Below are 15,077 nucleotides of genomic sequence, written 5' to 3'. Positions count from 1 at the left end.
TCATCCCTAGACGTCCTTGCTCACGGGCGGGGCTTCCAGGGGGATCTCGGCATCCCCGCGGATCCAGAGCGGGAGGGTGTCGAAGCCGTGGGTCTCCGTGCGCCACCCGCCGCCGACGACCTCTTCCTTGGTGAACCAGTCGGTCCATCGCCCTGCCGGCAGATAGTACGTGACCTCCCCGGAAGTCGTGAAGACCGGCGCGACCAGCAGATCGGGGCCGAGCATGTACTGGCGGTCGAGGTGCGCGACTGCGGGATCGTCCGGGAACTCCAGCACCATCGGCCGCATCACGGGCCGCCCCGTGCGGTGCGCCTCCTCACCCGCCGCGACGAGGTACGGACGCAGCGATCGCTTCAGGAGCGTGAAGATCCTCGCGACGTCGACGGCGCTCTGACCGGGCGCCTCGTCGCCGGAGTCGAACGCCCACGGCACGCGATAGCTCGTGGAGCCGTGCAGCCGGGAATGGCTCGAGAGCAGACCGAAGGCGAGCCATCGTTTGAACACGGCCGGATCCGGCGATCCCTCGAAGCCGCCGATGTCATGGCTCCAGTACGCGAAGCCGCTCAACGACAGCGAGAGACCACCGCGCAGGGATTCCGCCATCGACACGAACGATGACGAGCTGTCCCCGCCCCAGTGCACCGGCATGCTCTGGCCGCCGACCGTGGCCGAACGCGCGAAGAGCACCGCCTCGCCATCGCCGCGCTCCTGCTGCAGGACCTCGAAGACAGCGCGGTTGTACAGCTGCGTGTAGCGGTGATGCATGGCCTCGGGGTCGCTGCCGTCGTGCCAGGAGAGACCCCGCGGGATCCGCTCGCCGAAGTCCGTCTTGATCGCGTCCACGCCCTGCCGCAGCAGGCGACGGACGTAGCCCTGGAACCAGGCGGTCGCGTCCGGATCGGTGAAGTCCACGAGCGCCATTCCGGCCTGCCAGCGGTCCCATTGGAACACCGATCCGTCCGAGCGGCGCACCAGGTACCCGCGCTCCGCCCCCTCGCGGAACAGGCTCGAGTGCTGCGCGATGTAGGGGTTGATCCACGCGCTCACCCTGATGCCCCGCTCGTGGAGGCGGGCGAGCATGCCCTCGGGATCCGGGAACACCGCGGGATCCCACTCGAAGTCCGTCCAGCGGAACTCGCGCATCCAGAAGCAGTCGAAGTGGAACACCTCCAGGGGGATCCCACGCTCGGCCATCCCGTCGATGAACGACGTCACCGTCTGCTCGTCGTAGTCCGTCGTGAAGCTGGTCGAGAGCCATAGCCCGTACGACCAGTCCGGAACCTGCGCAGGCCGGCCGGTCAGGCGGGTGTATCGATCGATCACCTCGGCCGGCGTCGGCCCCGCGATGACGAAGAACTCGAGGGACTCCCCGGAGACCGAGAACTGCACCTGCTCGACCGCCTCGGATCCGACCTCGAACGACACATGCCCCGCGTCGTTCACGAGCACGCCGTAGCCGCGGTTGGAGAGGTAGAACGGGATGCTCTTGTACGACTGCTCGCTGGACGTGCCGCCGTCGGAGTTCCAGATGTCGACGGTCTGCCCGTTCTTGACGAGCGGGCCGAACCGCTCGCCGAGCCCGTAGATCAGCTCCCCCACGTCGAGCGAGAGCTGGGCGTGCACGTAGGACGAGGCCTCGGCGAGTCCGGTGGCGGTGACGCCGTCCTCGCCGACGGGCTCCGCAGCGACCGCGGCCCCCGGTGAAAGAGACACGTGTCCGATCGACTTGTCGCCGCTGGTGGCGTAGACGCCTCCGTCGTGCTCGAACGAAAGGTGCCAGGGTGCTCCTGGCGCGACCCTGGCCCGAAGGCTCCCCGCGTCGACGAGGCCGCCATGCTCATCGACGCGGATCTGCGCGGATCCGCTGCCGGCCCCCGGCAGCTCGAGGCGACGCCCGGCCGCGCCGCTCCCCGTGTGGTGCTCGATGCGGACACGGATCACGCCCTCTGCAGGGCTGCCGAGCGAGACGGTCAGCAGCGGCCGGTTCAGGGTGTCGCCGCGTGCCCCGATCACCCGGGTCGGCGCCCAGACCTTCAGCTCATCGCCCTCGACGGCGATCTCCCTCGCCTCCCGCGCATAGATCGCGTCGACTCCGGGACGCAGCTGCCAGAAACCGTCGGTGAACTTCATTACTTGACCGCTCCTGCTGTGATGCCCCGAGTGAGGGTGCGTTGGAAGATGAGGAAGAAGACCAGCGTGGGCAGCAGCCCCAGCAGCGCCGAAGCACTCGTGGTGGTGACGTCCATGAGCCGGTCGCCCTGCAGCGCCGTGATCGCCACGGGCACCGTCTGATTGGCGTTCGAGACGAGGAACGTCAGGGGGATGAGGAACTCGTTCCACGTCCAGATGAAGAAGAAGATCAGCAGCACCGACAGGGTCGGACGCGAGATCGGGAAGACGACGCGCCACAGGATCTGCCAGCGCCCGGCGCCGTCGAGGGCTGCCGCCTCGAGCACCTCCCTCGGGAAGGTGCCGTACACCGAGGACAGCAGGTAGGTGCCGAAGGCGGACTGGATGACAGTGAAGGTGATGATCACCGACCACGGATTGTCGTACAGGCCGACCTGCTTGAACAGGAAGTACAGCGGGTAGAGCAGCACTTCCTGCGGCAGCATGTTGGCGAGCAGGATCAGCACCACGATCCAGAGCCGGCCCTTGACGCGGCCGATGCCGAGGGCGAATGCGTTGAGCATCGACAGTCCGACCGCGAGAACGGCGACCATCCCGGAGATGAAGAAGCTGTTCCAGAGCTTGAGCGGGAAGTCCACGCGCTCCCAGAACGCCACGATGCCGTCGAAGTAGAGCCCCGTGGGGAGCGCGAGCGGACCGGAGGAGTTGTAGTCCTGCGGCGACTTGAACGAGTTGACCAGGATCAGCAGCAGCGGAACCGCGATGAGCAGGCCCAGCCCCACGGCGATCGCCAGAATGATCCAGTCGGAGAACCGACGGCGGTTCGGGCCACGACGGCTCATCGCTGGTCCTCCTTCGTCTCCATGCGGTTCTGCACGAGGATGAACACCACGCTGACGACGGCGATCACCACGGTGAGCGCGGTCGCGATCGTCGCTCCATAGCCGACCTGCTGCGACTGGAAGAACTCGCTGTACGCGTAGTAGGCGGGAACAATGGTCGCGGTGCCTGGCCCGCCGCGCGTGAGCGCGTAGACGGGTCCGAACACCTTGAGCGCCGCGATCGTGCAGGTCAGGGTGACGACGAAGATCTCCGGACGGATGATGCTGACCGTGATCGCCCGGAAGCGCTGGAACCAGCCGGCGCCGTCCAGCTCCGCCGCCTCGTACAGCTCGGGATCCACCCGCTGCAGCGCCGCCATGAAGATGACGACCGGGTAGCCCAGCTGCACCCAGACCATGATCACCATGATGCTGGCGAGCGCGGTGTCGGGGCTGCCCAGCCAGTTGTGCTGCAAGCCGCCGAGTCCGATGGACGCGAGCACCTGGTTCAGCGCGCCGTTCTTCGGGCGGAGGATCCAGCCGATCACGATCGCCGCGATCACGGCGGGAAGGATCTGCGGCAGGTAGTACGTGGCGCGCAGGAAGCTCGCCACCCTGCCGCCGAACCTCTTTCCGATGAGGTCGAACAGCATGGCCGCCAGCAGCAGGCCGAGCAGCGTCGGCACCACCACCATCGCGAGGATCATCGCGATCGAGTTGCCGAACGAGGTCCAGAACACCTCATCGCCGAACAGCTTCTGCCAGTTCTCGAGTCCGATCCACTGCGGCGGCCGGATCCCGCGGTACTTCGTGAACGTCAGATAGACGTTCCATCCCAGCGGGAGCACGATGATCACCATCAGCAGGATCAGGCCCGGCAGCAGATAGGGCCAGAACGCGCGCGGGCGCGAACCGGGAATGAGGCTTCGGGAGTCGGCCATGCCGTCGTCCTTTCACGGAGTCGTCGATCGGAGCGGTCCGGGGTCGCGCGGTGGCGCGACCCCGAAGATGCTCAGCCGACGATGTCCTTGACCCCGGCGGCGTACTGGTCGCCGAGCTGCTTGCGCACGTCGGCCGGGCTCTTGGTGCCGTTGATGAGCTCCTGCAGGCCGGCGTTCAGCTGGTCGTAGAACGTGGGCGTGGGCCAGTCGGGGTAGAACGCGATGCCGTCGTTCTTGGTGATGGTGTTGAAGTTCTCGATGAGCTCCTTCGACTTCGCATCGGTGATGGCCGACACATCCGCCGCGACCGGCACTCCGCCGTTGTTGCCCAGGATCGCCTGGATCTCGGGGCGCATCGTGATGTCGATGAACTTCTCGGCGAGCTCCTTGTTCTTGGCGTGCTCGGGGACGACCCACATGTTGCCGGCGGAGCCCGGGGTGAGGTCCGTTCCCGGGAACAGGAACGTCCCCCACTCGAAGCCCTTGATCTCGGTCATGAAGCGGCCGTACCACCAGCTGCCGGAGTAGAACATCGGCGACTGCCCGTTGATGAACGAGACGCCGGCATCCTCGGCCTTGATGCCGCTCGCGTCCTTGGAGATGTAACCCTTGGCCGTCCAGTCCGCGATCGTCTGGGTGGCATAGGTCAGCGGCTCGCCGTTCCAGTCGACCTTGCCCTTGTAGAGCTGGTAGTCGTTGATGAACGAACGGTCGGCCTTGCTCAGCGCGAGCTGATACCAGAGCTGGCCGAGCGGGTACTCGGCCGCCGACTCGGACAACGGGGTCTGCCCCTTGTCGGCGAACGTCTTCATCGCCGTTTCGAACTCGGCGAGCGTCGTCGGCACCTTCAGGCCCGCGGCCTGGAAGGCGGTTTTGTTGTAGTAGACCTCGACGTACTCGCCGTAGTTGGGCACGCCGTACCAGCTGCCGGATCCCATGATCCCGCGGTCGTCGTACTTCGCCGTGGTCTGCAGGCTGGAGGCGAGCTTCTTGTCCCAGCCGTACTTCTTCACGGCGTCGTCGAGAGGCGCCAGCAGTCCCTGGCTGGCGAGCAGGCCGGCCGTCGCGTTGCCCTTGTTGTACTCGAGCACGTCGGGCGCCTGATCCGAGTTGAGCACCTGGCTGGCCGTCGAGCGGATCTGCTCGAAGCTCTTCTCCTCGAACTCGACCTTCGCCCCGGTCTCCTTCTCGAAGATCTTGATGGCTTCGTTCCACGCTTTGCCCATGGCGCCGTCGGCGTTCTCGTAATGCCACAGGCGCAGGGTCTTTCCGTCGCCTCCTGCGCTGTCGCTACTCCCGGAGCATCCGGTGAGAGCGGCGGCGATGGCCGCGGTCGCGGCGAGGGCCGCGACGATTCTGGTGTGCTTCATTGCTACCTCCATGGACGTTGTCGAAGCGTTTCGACAGTGATGAAACGGGAAAGGGTACTGCTGCAGGTGCGGGAGAGCTCAGGATCGGCGGCGCTTCAGCCCCGAGGGGGACCGCTTCGCTCCGCCGTCATCGAGGCGGGCTCACCGAGCCGGAGTCGCGATACTGCGGCGGGAGCAGGCGCACCCCCGGCTCGACCTCATCGCCGTCGGCCATGCGCGCGGCGAGCTCGACCGCGAGCTCGCACGAGGCCTGCGGATCCAAGGGGATCCGGTCGATCGGCGTCTCGAGCGAGCCGGTGTCGAAGGCCGACCCGATCGAGACGAGCGACACGTCGGCGGGGACCGAGAGACCGGAGGCCGCGAGCTCGGCGAGGACCAGCCTGTGAGCGCTGTCGTCACGGTGCAGCGCGATCGCCGTCACCCCGGAGTCGCGCACGAGGCGGCGCAGGCCGTCGCGAAGGTCACCGCGGCCCGCTTCGCCTTCCCGCGGGGACACGACCGAGACCTCGATCCCGCGCCGCAGGGCCGCGGCCTCGACCCCGCGTCGCACCCGCAGTGGGAAGTTGGAGCGCTCGTACGCGTCCTCCGAGTGACCGACGAACCCGACACGAGTGTGGCCGGCATCGGCCAGCCTGTCGATCGCGAGGGCGGATGCCGCTTCGAAGTCCAGGTCGACGCAGACCAGGCCCTCCGTGTCCTCCGGCACACCGATGAAGACGGTGGGCACCGCGATCGCCCTCGCCAGTGCTACGCGATCGTCGTGCGGTGCCACATCCAGGACGAGGATGGCGTCGACGAGCCCGCTCGCCGACACCCTCCGCATACCCGCCGAGGCCTCGGCATCGGTCAGCAGCAGGATGTCGTAGTCGAATCGGCGCGCGGCGATCGAGGTCGCCAGTACGAAGCTCATGTGGGTGGGGGCATGCGTGTCGGCCCGGAACGGCTCGGTGAGGGCGAAGATGTTCGTCCTTCGCCCTGCGAGCATCCTGGCGCCGGCGTTCGGCTGATAACCGAGGCGGGCCGCCGCCTGTTCGACGCGGTCGCGCGTCGCGGGTGAGATCGACCTCTTCCCGCTGAGCGCGTAGGAGACGGTGCTGATCGACACACCGGCGGCCTCGGCCACCTCATGGATCTTCGCCATCTCTCGCTTCTCCGGGCTTCTTCGATCGGTTCAGGCGCTGCGTTGGTGAAGCGCTTCGACAGACTTTAGGCGAAGACACTCGCCGACGCAATCTTTTTGTCCCCAATGACAACTAATAGGTTTCTTCGGTCGGTTGGGATGACAGGCCTATCCTGACCACGTGAAAGAGATCCCGGATCCGCACCTCGTCGCGGACGACCTGCTGCCGACGCCGTTCACGGCGGACGAGATCCGCGAGGCTTTGCGCGACGGGGCCCGTTACCGGATCCGCACCGACAACCCGGACGGCACCGTCGAGGAGCGGATCAACCGGTTCCGAGAGGGGGACGACGAGGGGGCGACGCTCGACCGGTGGACCACCGAGAACCCGGCCGAGGTGTCGAGCAGACGGGTCACCTGGCACGAGCTGCAGTCGCACGCGGCGTTCCCGGCCGACCGCACCACGGTCGGCACGGAGGCGATCGAGCACCCGCTCGGGCAGCTCGACTGCCTGCGCTACGACGTGCGCGACGTCGGGGGAGGTGCGGTGTTCTGGTTCGCGCTCGCGCACCCGGGGATGCCCGTGCGATACGAGACGAAGAATGCCACCGGCACCACCCGAGTCATCGTGCGGGAGATCGCGGCGGGTTGACCTCCGGCGGTCGACGAGCGGGAGGGGATCAGCCTCCCGGCTGACTCAGCACGGCATCGAGCAGACCGGGGAACCTCGCCTCGAGGTCGTCCCGGCGCAGCGTGAGGAGGCGCCGGCGCCCGTGGGGGTCATTGCGGATCACCCCGGCCTCACGCAGCACCTTCATGAAGTGCGACTTGGTCGACTTCGGCAGGTTCGGATCCGTCGCGTGACATGCCGCCATGTCGAGTGGACCATCGACGAGCTGGCGCGCGATGGAGAGACGCTCCGGATCACTCAGGGCGAAGAGCACCGCAGTGAGCTGGATCTCGGAGCGTTCCGGATGCGGAAGGTCGGTCGCGCCAGGCATGGTTCGATAATACTTGAACCTTCGCCGGAAGGCGAGTAGTCTGCTCAAGGTTCGAGAATTCTCGAATGGATGAGGAGCACCCATGACCACCCAGCCGATCGTCACGCCTCGGGTTTCGGAGTCGGGCGCCCTGGCGCCGCGCTCAGCACGCACGCGGTTCGGGTTCGTGCTCGGGATCGTGGCGCAGATCCTGATGATGGCGGGAGCCAGCGCGCCGTCGCCGTTCTACCCCGTGCTCGCACAGCACCTGGGCTTCGATGCCATCGTGATCACGGCCGTGTTCGCCGTGTACGCGGTCGCCCTGCTCCTCACCCTGCTGACGGCGGGATCGCTCTCGGATCACGTCGGACGACGCCCGGTGATCGCCGTCGGGCTCGTCCTGCTCGCCGCCAGCATGGTGCTGTTCGGGAACGCCGGATCCGTGACGCTGCTCGTGCTCGCGCGCATTCTGCAGGGGGTCGCGAGCGGACTGCTCATCGCCTCACTCTCCGCGACCGTCCTCGACCTCGCACCGCCGGCACGCCCCGGGACGGCGGCGCTCTGGAACGCGCTGAGCCCCGGGATCGGCCTGGCGTCCGGAGCCCTGCTCGCCGCCCTCGCTCTGGACACGACTCCGGACGCGCTGCGCGACGTCTTCATGCCCCTGGCCGTGATCTACGTCGCGATCGCGGCGCTCGTGGTCATCGCGCCTGAGACGGCGCCGCGTCTGCCCGGCGCCTGGGCGTCGCTGCGCTTGCGCCTATCGGTTCCGGCGGAGATCCGCGCCGAGTTCTGGCGCGCCGCACCGGCGGTCATCGCCGGCTGGGCGACGGGCGGGCTGTTCCTCTCGCTCGGCGCGACGATCGTCCGCAGCGAGCTCGGCGGCACCGCTCACCTCTGGCAGGGCCTCGCCGTCGCTCTCCTGGCCGGGGTCGGCGCCGTCACGGCGTTCGCAATCCGGCGCCGCACCGCCCGGACGATCGTGATCTTCGGCACCGCCGCGCTCGCGGTCGGCACCACACTCTCGTTGCTCGCACTCGGGCTCGGATCACTGCCCGCATACCTGGTGGCCGCCTCGGTGACGGGGATGGGCTTCGGCACGGCGTTCTTCGGCGTCGTCGGATCCCTCGCGCCCCGGATCCCCGCGACCCAGCGCGCCGACGCCTTCGCGGCGCTGTATCTGCTCGCCTACCTCGCCTTCGGCGTGCCCGCGGTCATCGCCGGGGTGCTGGTCGCCCCGCTCGGGCTCGGCACGGTCTGCCTGGGCTACGGCGTCGTCGTCATCGTGCTGTCGCTGATCGCGCTCATGCTGCGCGCCCGCCGACGGGCCTGAGCGGCGTCACCGGCCCAGGGCGCAGGACTCCCCGTCACCCCCTGTTCACCCGGCCGCAACCCGACGTCCGCCTGAGCTGGCCAGGCTCGGAGGCGACTCCCGTCCCCCGGCTCCCTGGAGACTCCCGTGCCCCTGCTCCGCTCGCGTCGCACGCTCGCCGTCGCGCTCGCCTCGTTCCTCACCCTCGGCGGATCCGTCGTCGCGGCCCTTCCCGCTGCGGCCGCCGACGCCGTGTCGACCACCTCAGCGTCCGACGTCAAGGACGCCTCCTGCGTCGCGGGCGACGCCCGCGCGCTGTGCGCGCCCGTGGGCGATCTGCTCGACGTGCGCGTCGGCGACGTGCACCCGACGCAGCCCTCGCTCGGCTACGACGAGGTCTACTACAAGCTCGGCCGCTACGACTCCGAGCTGTCGAAGGACGCGATCAACAAGAAGTTCGCGGACTGGTGCGAGGCCAACGGCCAGCAGGACGCCGCGAGCGCCCAGCCGGACGCGACCCTGCTGGATCCGTCCACCTTCACCTGCACCGTGCCGGTCGGCAGCGAGACGGCCGACACGATCGCCCCCATGAAGACAGTGGTGATCGGACCGCAGGGCGTGCTCTACCTCACCGACGGGCACCACACCCTCACCTCGTTCCAGGAGAACAGCGGACCCGAAGTGCACGTGCGGCTGCGGGTGCTCGGCAACCTGTCGGGCCTGTCGGACGCGGACTTCTGGACAGCGATGCAGGCCAACAAGTGGACCTGGCTGCGCGACGTGAACGGCGACGCGATCACGCCCGCCCAGCTGCCGTCGAATGTGGGGCTGTCGAACTTCGAGGACGACCGCTTCCGCAGCATCCTCTACTTCGCCCGCGACATCGGCTACTCGTCCGACGGTGCGGTGCCGTTCCAGGAGTTCTACTGGGGCACCTGGCTGCGCACCCGCGCCGACGTCCCGGTGGCGGACTGGAATCAGGACGACTGGGCCGGATCCCTGGCGCTCGTGAAGCAGCTTAGCCAGGCGCAGGTCGCGCTCGGGGCCGGCACCGTGGTCGACCCGCAGTCGGGCTACACCGCGGGCGACCTCAGCGTGCTGAGCGCGTGGAACGACGGCAAGTCCGAATCCAAGGGCGAGTGGGCCAAACTCGCCAAGCCGTACTCGGACGCCAAGCCCGGCAAGCTCGCGTACATGACCGAGTACCGCCTGCGGCACGTGACCCCCACCCCGACCGCGCCTGCGGCGCCGGCCGCGCCCGTCGCCGTCGTCTCCGGCGCCTCGCTCGCGGGCTCCCACGTCGCCGCCACCTGGTCCGCGCCCGCCGACGGCGGCTCGGCGATCACCGGCTACACCGTGTCGCTCGGCGCGGGCCTGTCATCCGACGTCGATGCCCGCAGCACGTCGTTCACCTTCGACCGCGTGGCGCCCGGGGCGTACTCGCTCACCGTCACCGCGCACAACGCGATCGGATCCACCACCTCCACTGCTGTGCCCGTGACGGTCGCCGACCCCGCCGCCACGCAGGGCTCCGTCATCATCTCGGGCGATCTGCACCCTGGCGGATCCATCACCGTCACCGCGAAGGGCCTCGCCGCCGACGTGTCCGGCTTCGCCGTCGAGGTGCACTCGGATCCGGTCGTGCTCGGCACCGGATCCACAGACGCGTCCGGCACGTTCACGCTGCAGACCACGCTGCCCACGACGCTGCCCGCGGGAGCGCACACGGTCACCGTGTCGTTCAACGGCACCACGGTCGCCGCGGCCGCCTTCACGGTCGCGGCCCCGGGCGGCGGCACCGGTGGCACCGGTTCCGGTTCGGGCTCGGGTTCGGCCGGCTCCGGTTCGGGCTCTAGCGCTGGCGCCGGCTCCACCGGCTCGCTCGCGACGACCGGATCCGCAGCACCGATCGGCCTCGGCCTGGCCGGCGTGGTCGTGATCGCCGCGGGCGTGCTGCTGCTCGCTCGTCGCCGGGCCGGTGTCGAGCAGGACTGACGCCGCATTGCTGCGCTGCGCTGCGCTGCGCTGCGCTGCGCTGCCAAGGATGCACGGCCGGATCCGGTCGTGCATCCTTGTGGTTCCCGTCGCCCGCCGTTTCGGGGCGCACTCTCCCGTTTCGGGGCGCCCCACCACACGATCTACGGACGAGACACGCCCCAAACCGCCCGGACACGCCCCAAACCCGGCATGATCGAGCAAGCACACAACGATCAGCGCGACCCGCGGCGGAACAGCCCGGCGAACAGCGTGTGCAGCAGTGGGAGCACCGAGACACTCATCAAGACCGTGCCCAGCACCGGGTTCACTGCGAGCACGAGCGCCCCGCCGATGAGCAGCGCAGCGAAGAGCAGGCCCGAGACCCCGCGACGGATGAGGCCGTCGATGCGGTCCAGCCGCCGCTCGACACGAGAGGTGTCGAACGTGACGGACCCCTCGTCGACGCGCGTGACGAGATCGTCGATCCGCTTCGGCAGCCGCCACAGGACGCCCGCGTTCGAGACCGCCTGCTGCGCGAAGTCCCGCACCAGGTTGCCGCTCTCGTCCGCGAGCAGCCGGGTCGCGTAGGGCTCGATCGATTCCCAGATGTTGAACTGCGGATCCAGCCCGCTGCACATGCCGGAGGTGAGCGAGACGGCGCGGATGAGCAGCAGCAGCCCTTCTGGGAGTTGCACCGGCAGCGAGCGCATCGTGTCGCCGAACTCGACGGCGAAGCCCTGGAACTCCCGCGGATCCACGTCGCGCAGCTCGGCGAAGCCCATGCCGCCGAAGCGCGCGAACAGTGCGGAGAGAGCGCGCTCCAGTTCGCGGTTCTCGGCGGAGGGCATGAGCACGCCGATCTCCTGAGCCGCGGCGACCATGCCCTTCCCATCACGAGACGCGGCCGCGATGAACAGCGTGCGCAGCCCGCGCCGGATCCCCTCGGGAACCTCCGCCATCATCCCGAAGTCGATGAACGTGAGCCGCCAGGCCGGATGCACGCCGGGGTCGCTCGCGGGGAGCCCCTCGTCTCGCTCCGCGGTTCCTGAGCGAGCGAAGCGAGACGAAGGGCGCCCAGGAACCGTGAGGTCCGCGCCGGGCATCCCGGCGCCGCCCGCGCGGTGCGGCGTCACGAAGATGTTGCCCGGATGGGGATCCGCGTGCACGTACCCGTGCGTGAAGAGCTGGTCGAACATGACCTCGGCGAACACGCGGGCGACGTCGGCGGGGTCGATACCGGCGGCGCGCAGGGCGTCGACGTCGTTGATCTTGATCGCAGTGACGTCGGAGAGCGTGAGCACGCGGCGCGTGGTGCGCTCCCATGCGACGAGGGGAGCGTCGACCCTCGGGTCGTGAGCGAAGTTCTCGGCGAACCGCTCGGCGGCGGCGGCCTCGTGCAGGTAGTCGATCTCCTCGAGGCTGGTCTGCGCGAACTCCTCGACGAGAGCGGGTGCGTCCACCCGATCGGCGATGAACCTGATACGCCGCAGCCACCCCGCGACCCGGCGGAGAGCCGCGAGGTCCGTCGCGACGACCAGGTCGATCCCGGGCCGCTGCACCTTGACCACGACCTCGTCGAATCCCGCGTCGGCGGCGTCCAGCGCGGACAGCCGCGCGCGATGCGCCTGCCCGAGCGAGGCCGCCGCGAGCGGGGTGTCGTCGAACGACGCGAACGCGCGCGAGAGCGGCACGCCCAGTTCGGCCTCGGCGAGCGCGCGGATCTCGGCGATCGGCACGGGCGGCACTTCGTCCTGAAGGCCCGCGAGCTCGGTCGTGATCTCCGGCGGCAGTACGTCCAGGCGCGACGACATGAACTGACCGACTTTGATCATCAGGCCGCCGAGCTCGACGGCGAGCACGTGGAAGCGCTGCGCGAGCACGCGCATCCGACGCTCACGGGAGCTCTCCGCCACGCGTGTGAAGCCGATCCGTGGCAGAACGAGCTCGAACCACCAGGTCTGCGCGAGCACCCGCGCGGCGAACCCGAGGATCCGCCGGTAGCGCGCCCGCAGCGGAGGGCCCTGATCCTCCGTCGCACTCTGGCGCATCGCCGGCGACGCCGGACTCCGATCGTTGACCATGCCGATGTGCCTCCCTATCCCATCTTCCTGCGCCGGATCCGCCCGAGCGACCCCATCGCGACCGCCGCGCCGAGCGTGAGGCACACAGGTCGGTAGACGACACGGTCGAGCCTGCGGAACCGCGCACTCGGGTCGGGGAGTCGCAAAGCCCTCGTCGCCACGACACCGCCGACGAGTCCTCGAGCGATCAGCGCAGCGGCGGCCCCCAGGCGGACCAGCCGCGCGATCGGGCCGGCACCGCCTGCCCCGCCGACGGCGGCGGCGCCGCCGAGCGCCAGCACGGCAACTCCCACCGTGGGACCGGCGCTGGGTGCGTGCGCCGATCCGACGACTGCGTCGGCCAGGTCGGCCGAATCCCGCGCCGGCCAAGGGCTGCCTGCCGCCCACACGAGATGAAGGATGCCGACGGCGGCGAGCCCGAGCACTCCGACGGTCCTGCCCGCGATCCCTGCCACGCCGATCGCGTTCATCGGTTGTCCCGCCCCTGACGGTTCGGGACTCGCCACGACCCGAAGCCCGAACTCTCCTCGCTCCGCTGCACCACCCGCCATCAGTCGGCGAGGATCGCGTACAGACGGCGACGCGCCTCGTCGAGCACGTCGATCGCCTGCTGCACCTGCTCCGGAGTGCCGGTGCGCGCGACCTGCGCCGCGGCGCCCGCGAGGTCGACCCCCGCCTTGGGCAGCGCCCCGAACGATGCCGAGCCCGCGCGAGCGCCGGAGCTCTCCCACGGCGGCGTGCCGGCCTCATCGGCGACCGCACGGCCGGCCTCGGTGAGCGAGTACGTCTTGCGTCCGCCCTGCTCGGCAGCTTCGATCAGCCCCTCGTCTGCGAGCAGCTGCAGCGTCGGATACACAGATCCCGCGCTCGGCTTCCACGAGCCGCCGCTGCGCTCTTCGATCTCCTGGATGATCTGGTACCCGTGCATGGGCTGCTCGGCCAGCAGCGCGAGCACGGCGGCGCGCACGTCTCCGCGGGCCATGCGCGGAGCCTGAGGACGCTGATCGAAGGCGGAGCGCAGGTGCTCCATCGCCTCCCAGAGTCCGGCGGTCGGGTTCATCCCCGGGCGTCCGCCGAAGCCGCGTCCGTTGCCGGGGCCGAACCCCGCCCCGCCGAATCCACGTGGTCCAAATGTGTTGTCCATGACGACCTCCTCGATTCCTGCTCGTCCCGAGCGATAGTTAACGATATGTCGCTATGTATCGGAAGGGAAGGGCGGATCCGACGGTCAGAGAAACGACGGCGGAGTGGCCAGCGTCAGAGGCCTGACTCCGTTCATGCTCATCGCGAGCGCCCACGGGCCTCCCCCGAGTTTCACGATGAAGCGTTGGACGCGCCGCTCATGACGCAGAAACAGCTCCACCTGCTGCTGCGGGCCCAGATCCTGCTTCGTACCGATCCAGATCGAGCGGATTCCGTGCGCGTAGTACGCCTCGAGCTCCGCCGGTCGGGAGCGGATCCGACGGTCTCGTGTGATCACAACGAACCCGTTGCGGCCGATAACGGGCATCCAATCCACATCCGCGGTTCCCAGCGGAACCGCAGGCAGATCGGTGTGCCCCGGGTAGAGGATGTCCTGTCGCCCCGCTCGGTGCAGAAGCTTGCCCAACCCGAGCGCGTTCTCGTCGGCGAAGTAGGCCGTCGATGCGCCCGCCGACATCACGCCGCTCGGTTGCTTCCGACAATGAGCTCGTATCGGATCGCCTCATCCACCTGAGAGGAAGTGAGGTCGTACAGGTCGGCGAGCTCATCCCTGGTGGCGCCGGCACGGTAGTCCTCGGCAAGGGCATCCGTGCGCACGCTTCGCACCGCCGGCTGACCGAAAGCGCGGAGTGGGTCCATGAGCACAGCGGGGGTCCGGGTGTCCGGACGGAGCCGCGAGGCGATTCCGCTCTCGTACTCGACCGCTGCGTGGAATCGCTTCGTCGCCGCCGTCAGCATCACCTGACCGCTGCGCACGACCACCAATTGAAGCGGGCGCTCGAGGCCGACCTCTTCCTGCACGACACGCACCAGCTCGCGGCCCTCGACATCGAGCAAAGGTCGCGCCAATGCCAGCGGATACCGCCCGAACTCCTGGCGGAGTCGAACGATCGCCGGGCGCAGTCGCTGCACCGGGACATCGTGGCTGCGGAACTCCGCGAGGAGACGGGCCTCGACCATCTCGCCCCACGTCACCGCTTCGGAGCCGGTCCGCTCCTCGCGGAGCACCGGTTCGTATAGCTTTCCGGCACGCGCATACCCTTCCAGCCATCGCCGTGAGGTGCCTGCGTGCAGCCCGACGAGGCGATCCACATCCGCGTAGGAGTAGATCGCCCGATCCAGCATGGAGGTGAGCATGAGCC

The 15,077-nt window shown here is 69.0% G+C and carries 14 protein-coding genes; 3 read left to right on the top strand and 11 right to left on the bottom strand.

Features of this window, described 5'->3' with window-relative positions:
• Positions 1–6: 6 nt before the first annotated feature.
• From yicI to AC1DG4_RS12840, 5 genes are all read right to left on the bottom strand, one after another.
• A complete protein-coding gene (yicI, locus tag AC1DG4_RS12860) occupies positions 7–2,130 on the bottom strand; it encodes an alpha-xylosidase (RefSeq protein WP_477381191.1) in 2,124 nt (707 codons plus the stop codon).
• Positions 2,130–2,972: a carbohydrate ABC transporter permease gene (locus tag AC1DG4_RS12855; protein WP_477381189.1), complete on the bottom strand. Its 843-nt coding sequence runs from the start codon at positions 2,970–2,972 to the stop codon at positions 2,130–2,132. The genes yicI and AC1DG4_RS12855 overlap by 1 nt, the downstream gene beginning before the upstream one ends.
• A complete protein-coding gene (locus AC1DG4_RS12850) occupies positions 2,969–3,892 on the bottom strand; it encodes a carbohydrate ABC transporter permease (protein ID WP_477381187.1) in 924 nt (307 codons plus the stop codon). The genes AC1DG4_RS12855 and AC1DG4_RS12850 overlap by 4 nt, the downstream gene beginning before the upstream one ends.
• A 71-nt stretch (positions 3,893–3,963) precedes the next feature.
• On the bottom strand, positions 3,964–5,262 hold the full coding sequence (locus tag AC1DG4_RS12845; protein WP_477381186.1) for an ABC transporter substrate-binding protein: 1,299 nt from the start codon (positions 5,260–5,262) through the stop codon (positions 3,964–3,966).
• 127 nt (positions 5,263–5,389) lie between these two features.
• Positions 5,390–6,403, bottom strand: a complete 1,014-nt coding sequence (locus AC1DG4_RS12840) for a LacI family DNA-binding transcriptional regulator (protein WP_477381184.1) — start codon at positions 6,401–6,403, stop codon at positions 5,390–5,392.
• Positions 6,404–6,563: 160 nt separating this feature from the next.
• On the opposite strand from AC1DG4_RS12840, the gene AC1DG4_RS12835 reads away from it, so the two are divergent.
• Positions 6,564–7,034 (top strand): hypothetical protein, encoded by a 471-nt coding sequence (locus AC1DG4_RS12835; protein WP_477381182.1) that lies wholly within the window; start codon positions 6,564–6,566, stop codon positions 7,032–7,034.
• A gap of 28 nt (positions 7,035–7,062) precedes the next feature.
• Here the strand turns inward: AC1DG4_RS12835 and AC1DG4_RS12830 are convergent, their stop codons facing one another.
• On the bottom strand, positions 7,063–7,383 hold the full coding sequence (locus tag AC1DG4_RS12830; RefSeq protein WP_477381180.1) for an ArsR/SmtB family transcription factor: 321 nt from the start codon (positions 7,381–7,383) through the stop codon (positions 7,063–7,065).
• A gap of 82 nt (positions 7,384–7,465) precedes the next feature.
• Between AC1DG4_RS12830 and AC1DG4_RS12825 the strand changes: the two genes are divergently transcribed.
• The gene (locus tag AC1DG4_RS12825; RefSeq protein WP_477381178.1) at positions 7,466–8,695 is read left to right on the top strand and encodes an MFS transporter; all 1,230 of its coding nucleotides are present in this window, start codon (positions 7,466–7,468) and stop codon (positions 8,693–8,695) included.
• 126 nt (positions 8,696–8,821) lie between these two features.
• Entirely contained in the window at positions 8,822–10,669 is a 1,848-nt protein-coding gene (locus AC1DG4_RS12820) for a ParB-like protein (protein ID WP_477381177.1), read from the top strand.
• A 215-nt stretch (positions 10,670–10,884) separates the two neighbouring features.
• On the opposite strand, the gene AC1DG4_RS12815 is transcribed toward AC1DG4_RS12820, so the two are convergent.
• The 5 genes from AC1DG4_RS12815 to AC1DG4_RS12795 all read right to left on the bottom strand — a co-directional run bounded on the left by AC1DG4_RS12815 (position 10,885) and on the right by AC1DG4_RS12795 (position 15,072).
• Positions 10,885–12,699, bottom strand: coding sequence for an ABC1 kinase family protein (locus AC1DG4_RS12815; RefSeq protein ID WP_477381478.1), 1,815 nt, complete (start codon positions 12,697–12,699; stop codon positions 10,885–10,887).
• Positions 12,700–12,746: 47 nt separating this feature from the next.
• Positions 12,747–13,202, bottom strand: a complete 456-nt coding sequence (locus AC1DG4_RS12810; RefSeq protein WP_477381174.1) for a DUF3995 domain-containing protein — start codon at positions 13,200–13,202, stop codon at positions 12,747–12,749.
• An 80-nt stretch (positions 13,203–13,282) separates the two neighbouring features.
• Positions 13,283–13,876, bottom strand: coding sequence for a PadR family transcriptional regulator (locus AC1DG4_RS12805; protein ID WP_477381172.1), 594 nt, complete (start codon positions 13,874–13,876; stop codon positions 13,283–13,285).
• An 84-nt stretch (positions 13,877–13,960) separates the two neighbouring features.
• The gene (locus AC1DG4_RS12800) at positions 13,961–14,392 is read right to left on the bottom strand and encodes a PIN-like domain-containing protein (protein WP_477381170.1); all 432 of its coding nucleotides are present in this window, start codon (positions 14,390–14,392) and stop codon (positions 13,961–13,963) included.
• A complete protein-coding gene (locus AC1DG4_RS12795) occupies positions 14,392–15,072 on the bottom strand; it encodes a DUF433 domain-containing protein (protein ID WP_477381168.1) in 681 nt (226 codons plus the stop codon). The genes AC1DG4_RS12800 and AC1DG4_RS12795 overlap by 1 nt, the downstream gene beginning before the upstream one ends.
• Positions 15,073–15,077 lie beyond the last annotated feature (5 nt).

Source organism: Microbacterium sp. 05N427 (assembly GCF_056397105.1).
This window is presented reverse-complemented; position numbering and strand designations above follow the sequence as displayed.

What these genes read in the sequence shown, in the direction of transcription:
- AC1DG4_RS12815 (WP_477381478.1), bottom strand. Translation starts at nt 12,699, where the DNA reads ATGCGCCAGAGTGCGACGGAGGATCAGGGCCCTCCGCTGCGGGCGCGC.
- AC1DG4_RS12845 (WP_477381186.1), bottom strand. Translation starts at nt 5,262, where the DNA reads ATGAAGCACACCAGAATCGTCGCGGCCCTCGCCGCGACCGCGGCCATC.
- AC1DG4_RS12825 (WP_477381178.1), top strand. Translation starts at nt 7,466, where the DNA reads ATGACCACCCAGCCGATCGTCACGCCTCGGGTTTCGGAGTCGGGCGCC.
- AC1DG4_RS12800 (WP_477381170.1), bottom strand. Translation starts at nt 14,392, where the DNA reads ATGTCGGCGGGCGCATCGACGGCCTACTTCGCCGACGAGAACGCGCTC.
- AC1DG4_RS12795 (WP_477381168.1), bottom strand. Translation starts at nt 15,072, where the DNA reads ATGCTCACCTCCATGCTGGATCGGGCGATCTACTCCTACGCGGATGTG.
- AC1DG4_RS12855 (WP_477381189.1), bottom strand. Translation starts at nt 2,972, where the DNA reads ATGAGCCGTCGTGGCCCGAACCGCCGTCGGTTCTCCGACTGGATCATT.
- AC1DG4_RS12840 (WP_477381184.1), bottom strand. Translation starts at nt 6,403, where the DNA reads ATGGCGAAGATCCATGAGGTGGCCGAGGCCGCCGGTGTGTCGATCAGC.
- AC1DG4_RS12850 (WP_477381187.1), bottom strand. Translation starts at nt 3,892, where the DNA reads ATGGCCGACTCCCGAAGCCTCATTCCCGGTTCGCGCCCGCGCGCGTTC.
- AC1DG4_RS12810 (WP_477381174.1), bottom strand. Translation starts at nt 13,202, where the DNA reads ATGAACGCGATCGGCGTGGCAGGGATCGCGGGCAGGACCGTCGGAGTG.
- yicI (WP_477381191.1), bottom strand. Translation starts at nt 2,130, where the DNA reads ATGAAGTTCACCGACGGTTTCTGGCAGCTGCGTCCCGGAGTCGACGCG.
- AC1DG4_RS12830 (WP_477381180.1), bottom strand. Translation starts at nt 7,383, where the DNA reads ATGCCTGGCGCGACCGACCTTCCGCATCCGGAACGCTCCGAGATCCAG.
- AC1DG4_RS12805 (WP_477381172.1), bottom strand. Translation starts at nt 13,876, where the DNA reads ATGGACAACACATTTGGACCACGTGGATTCGGCGGGGCGGGGTTCGGC.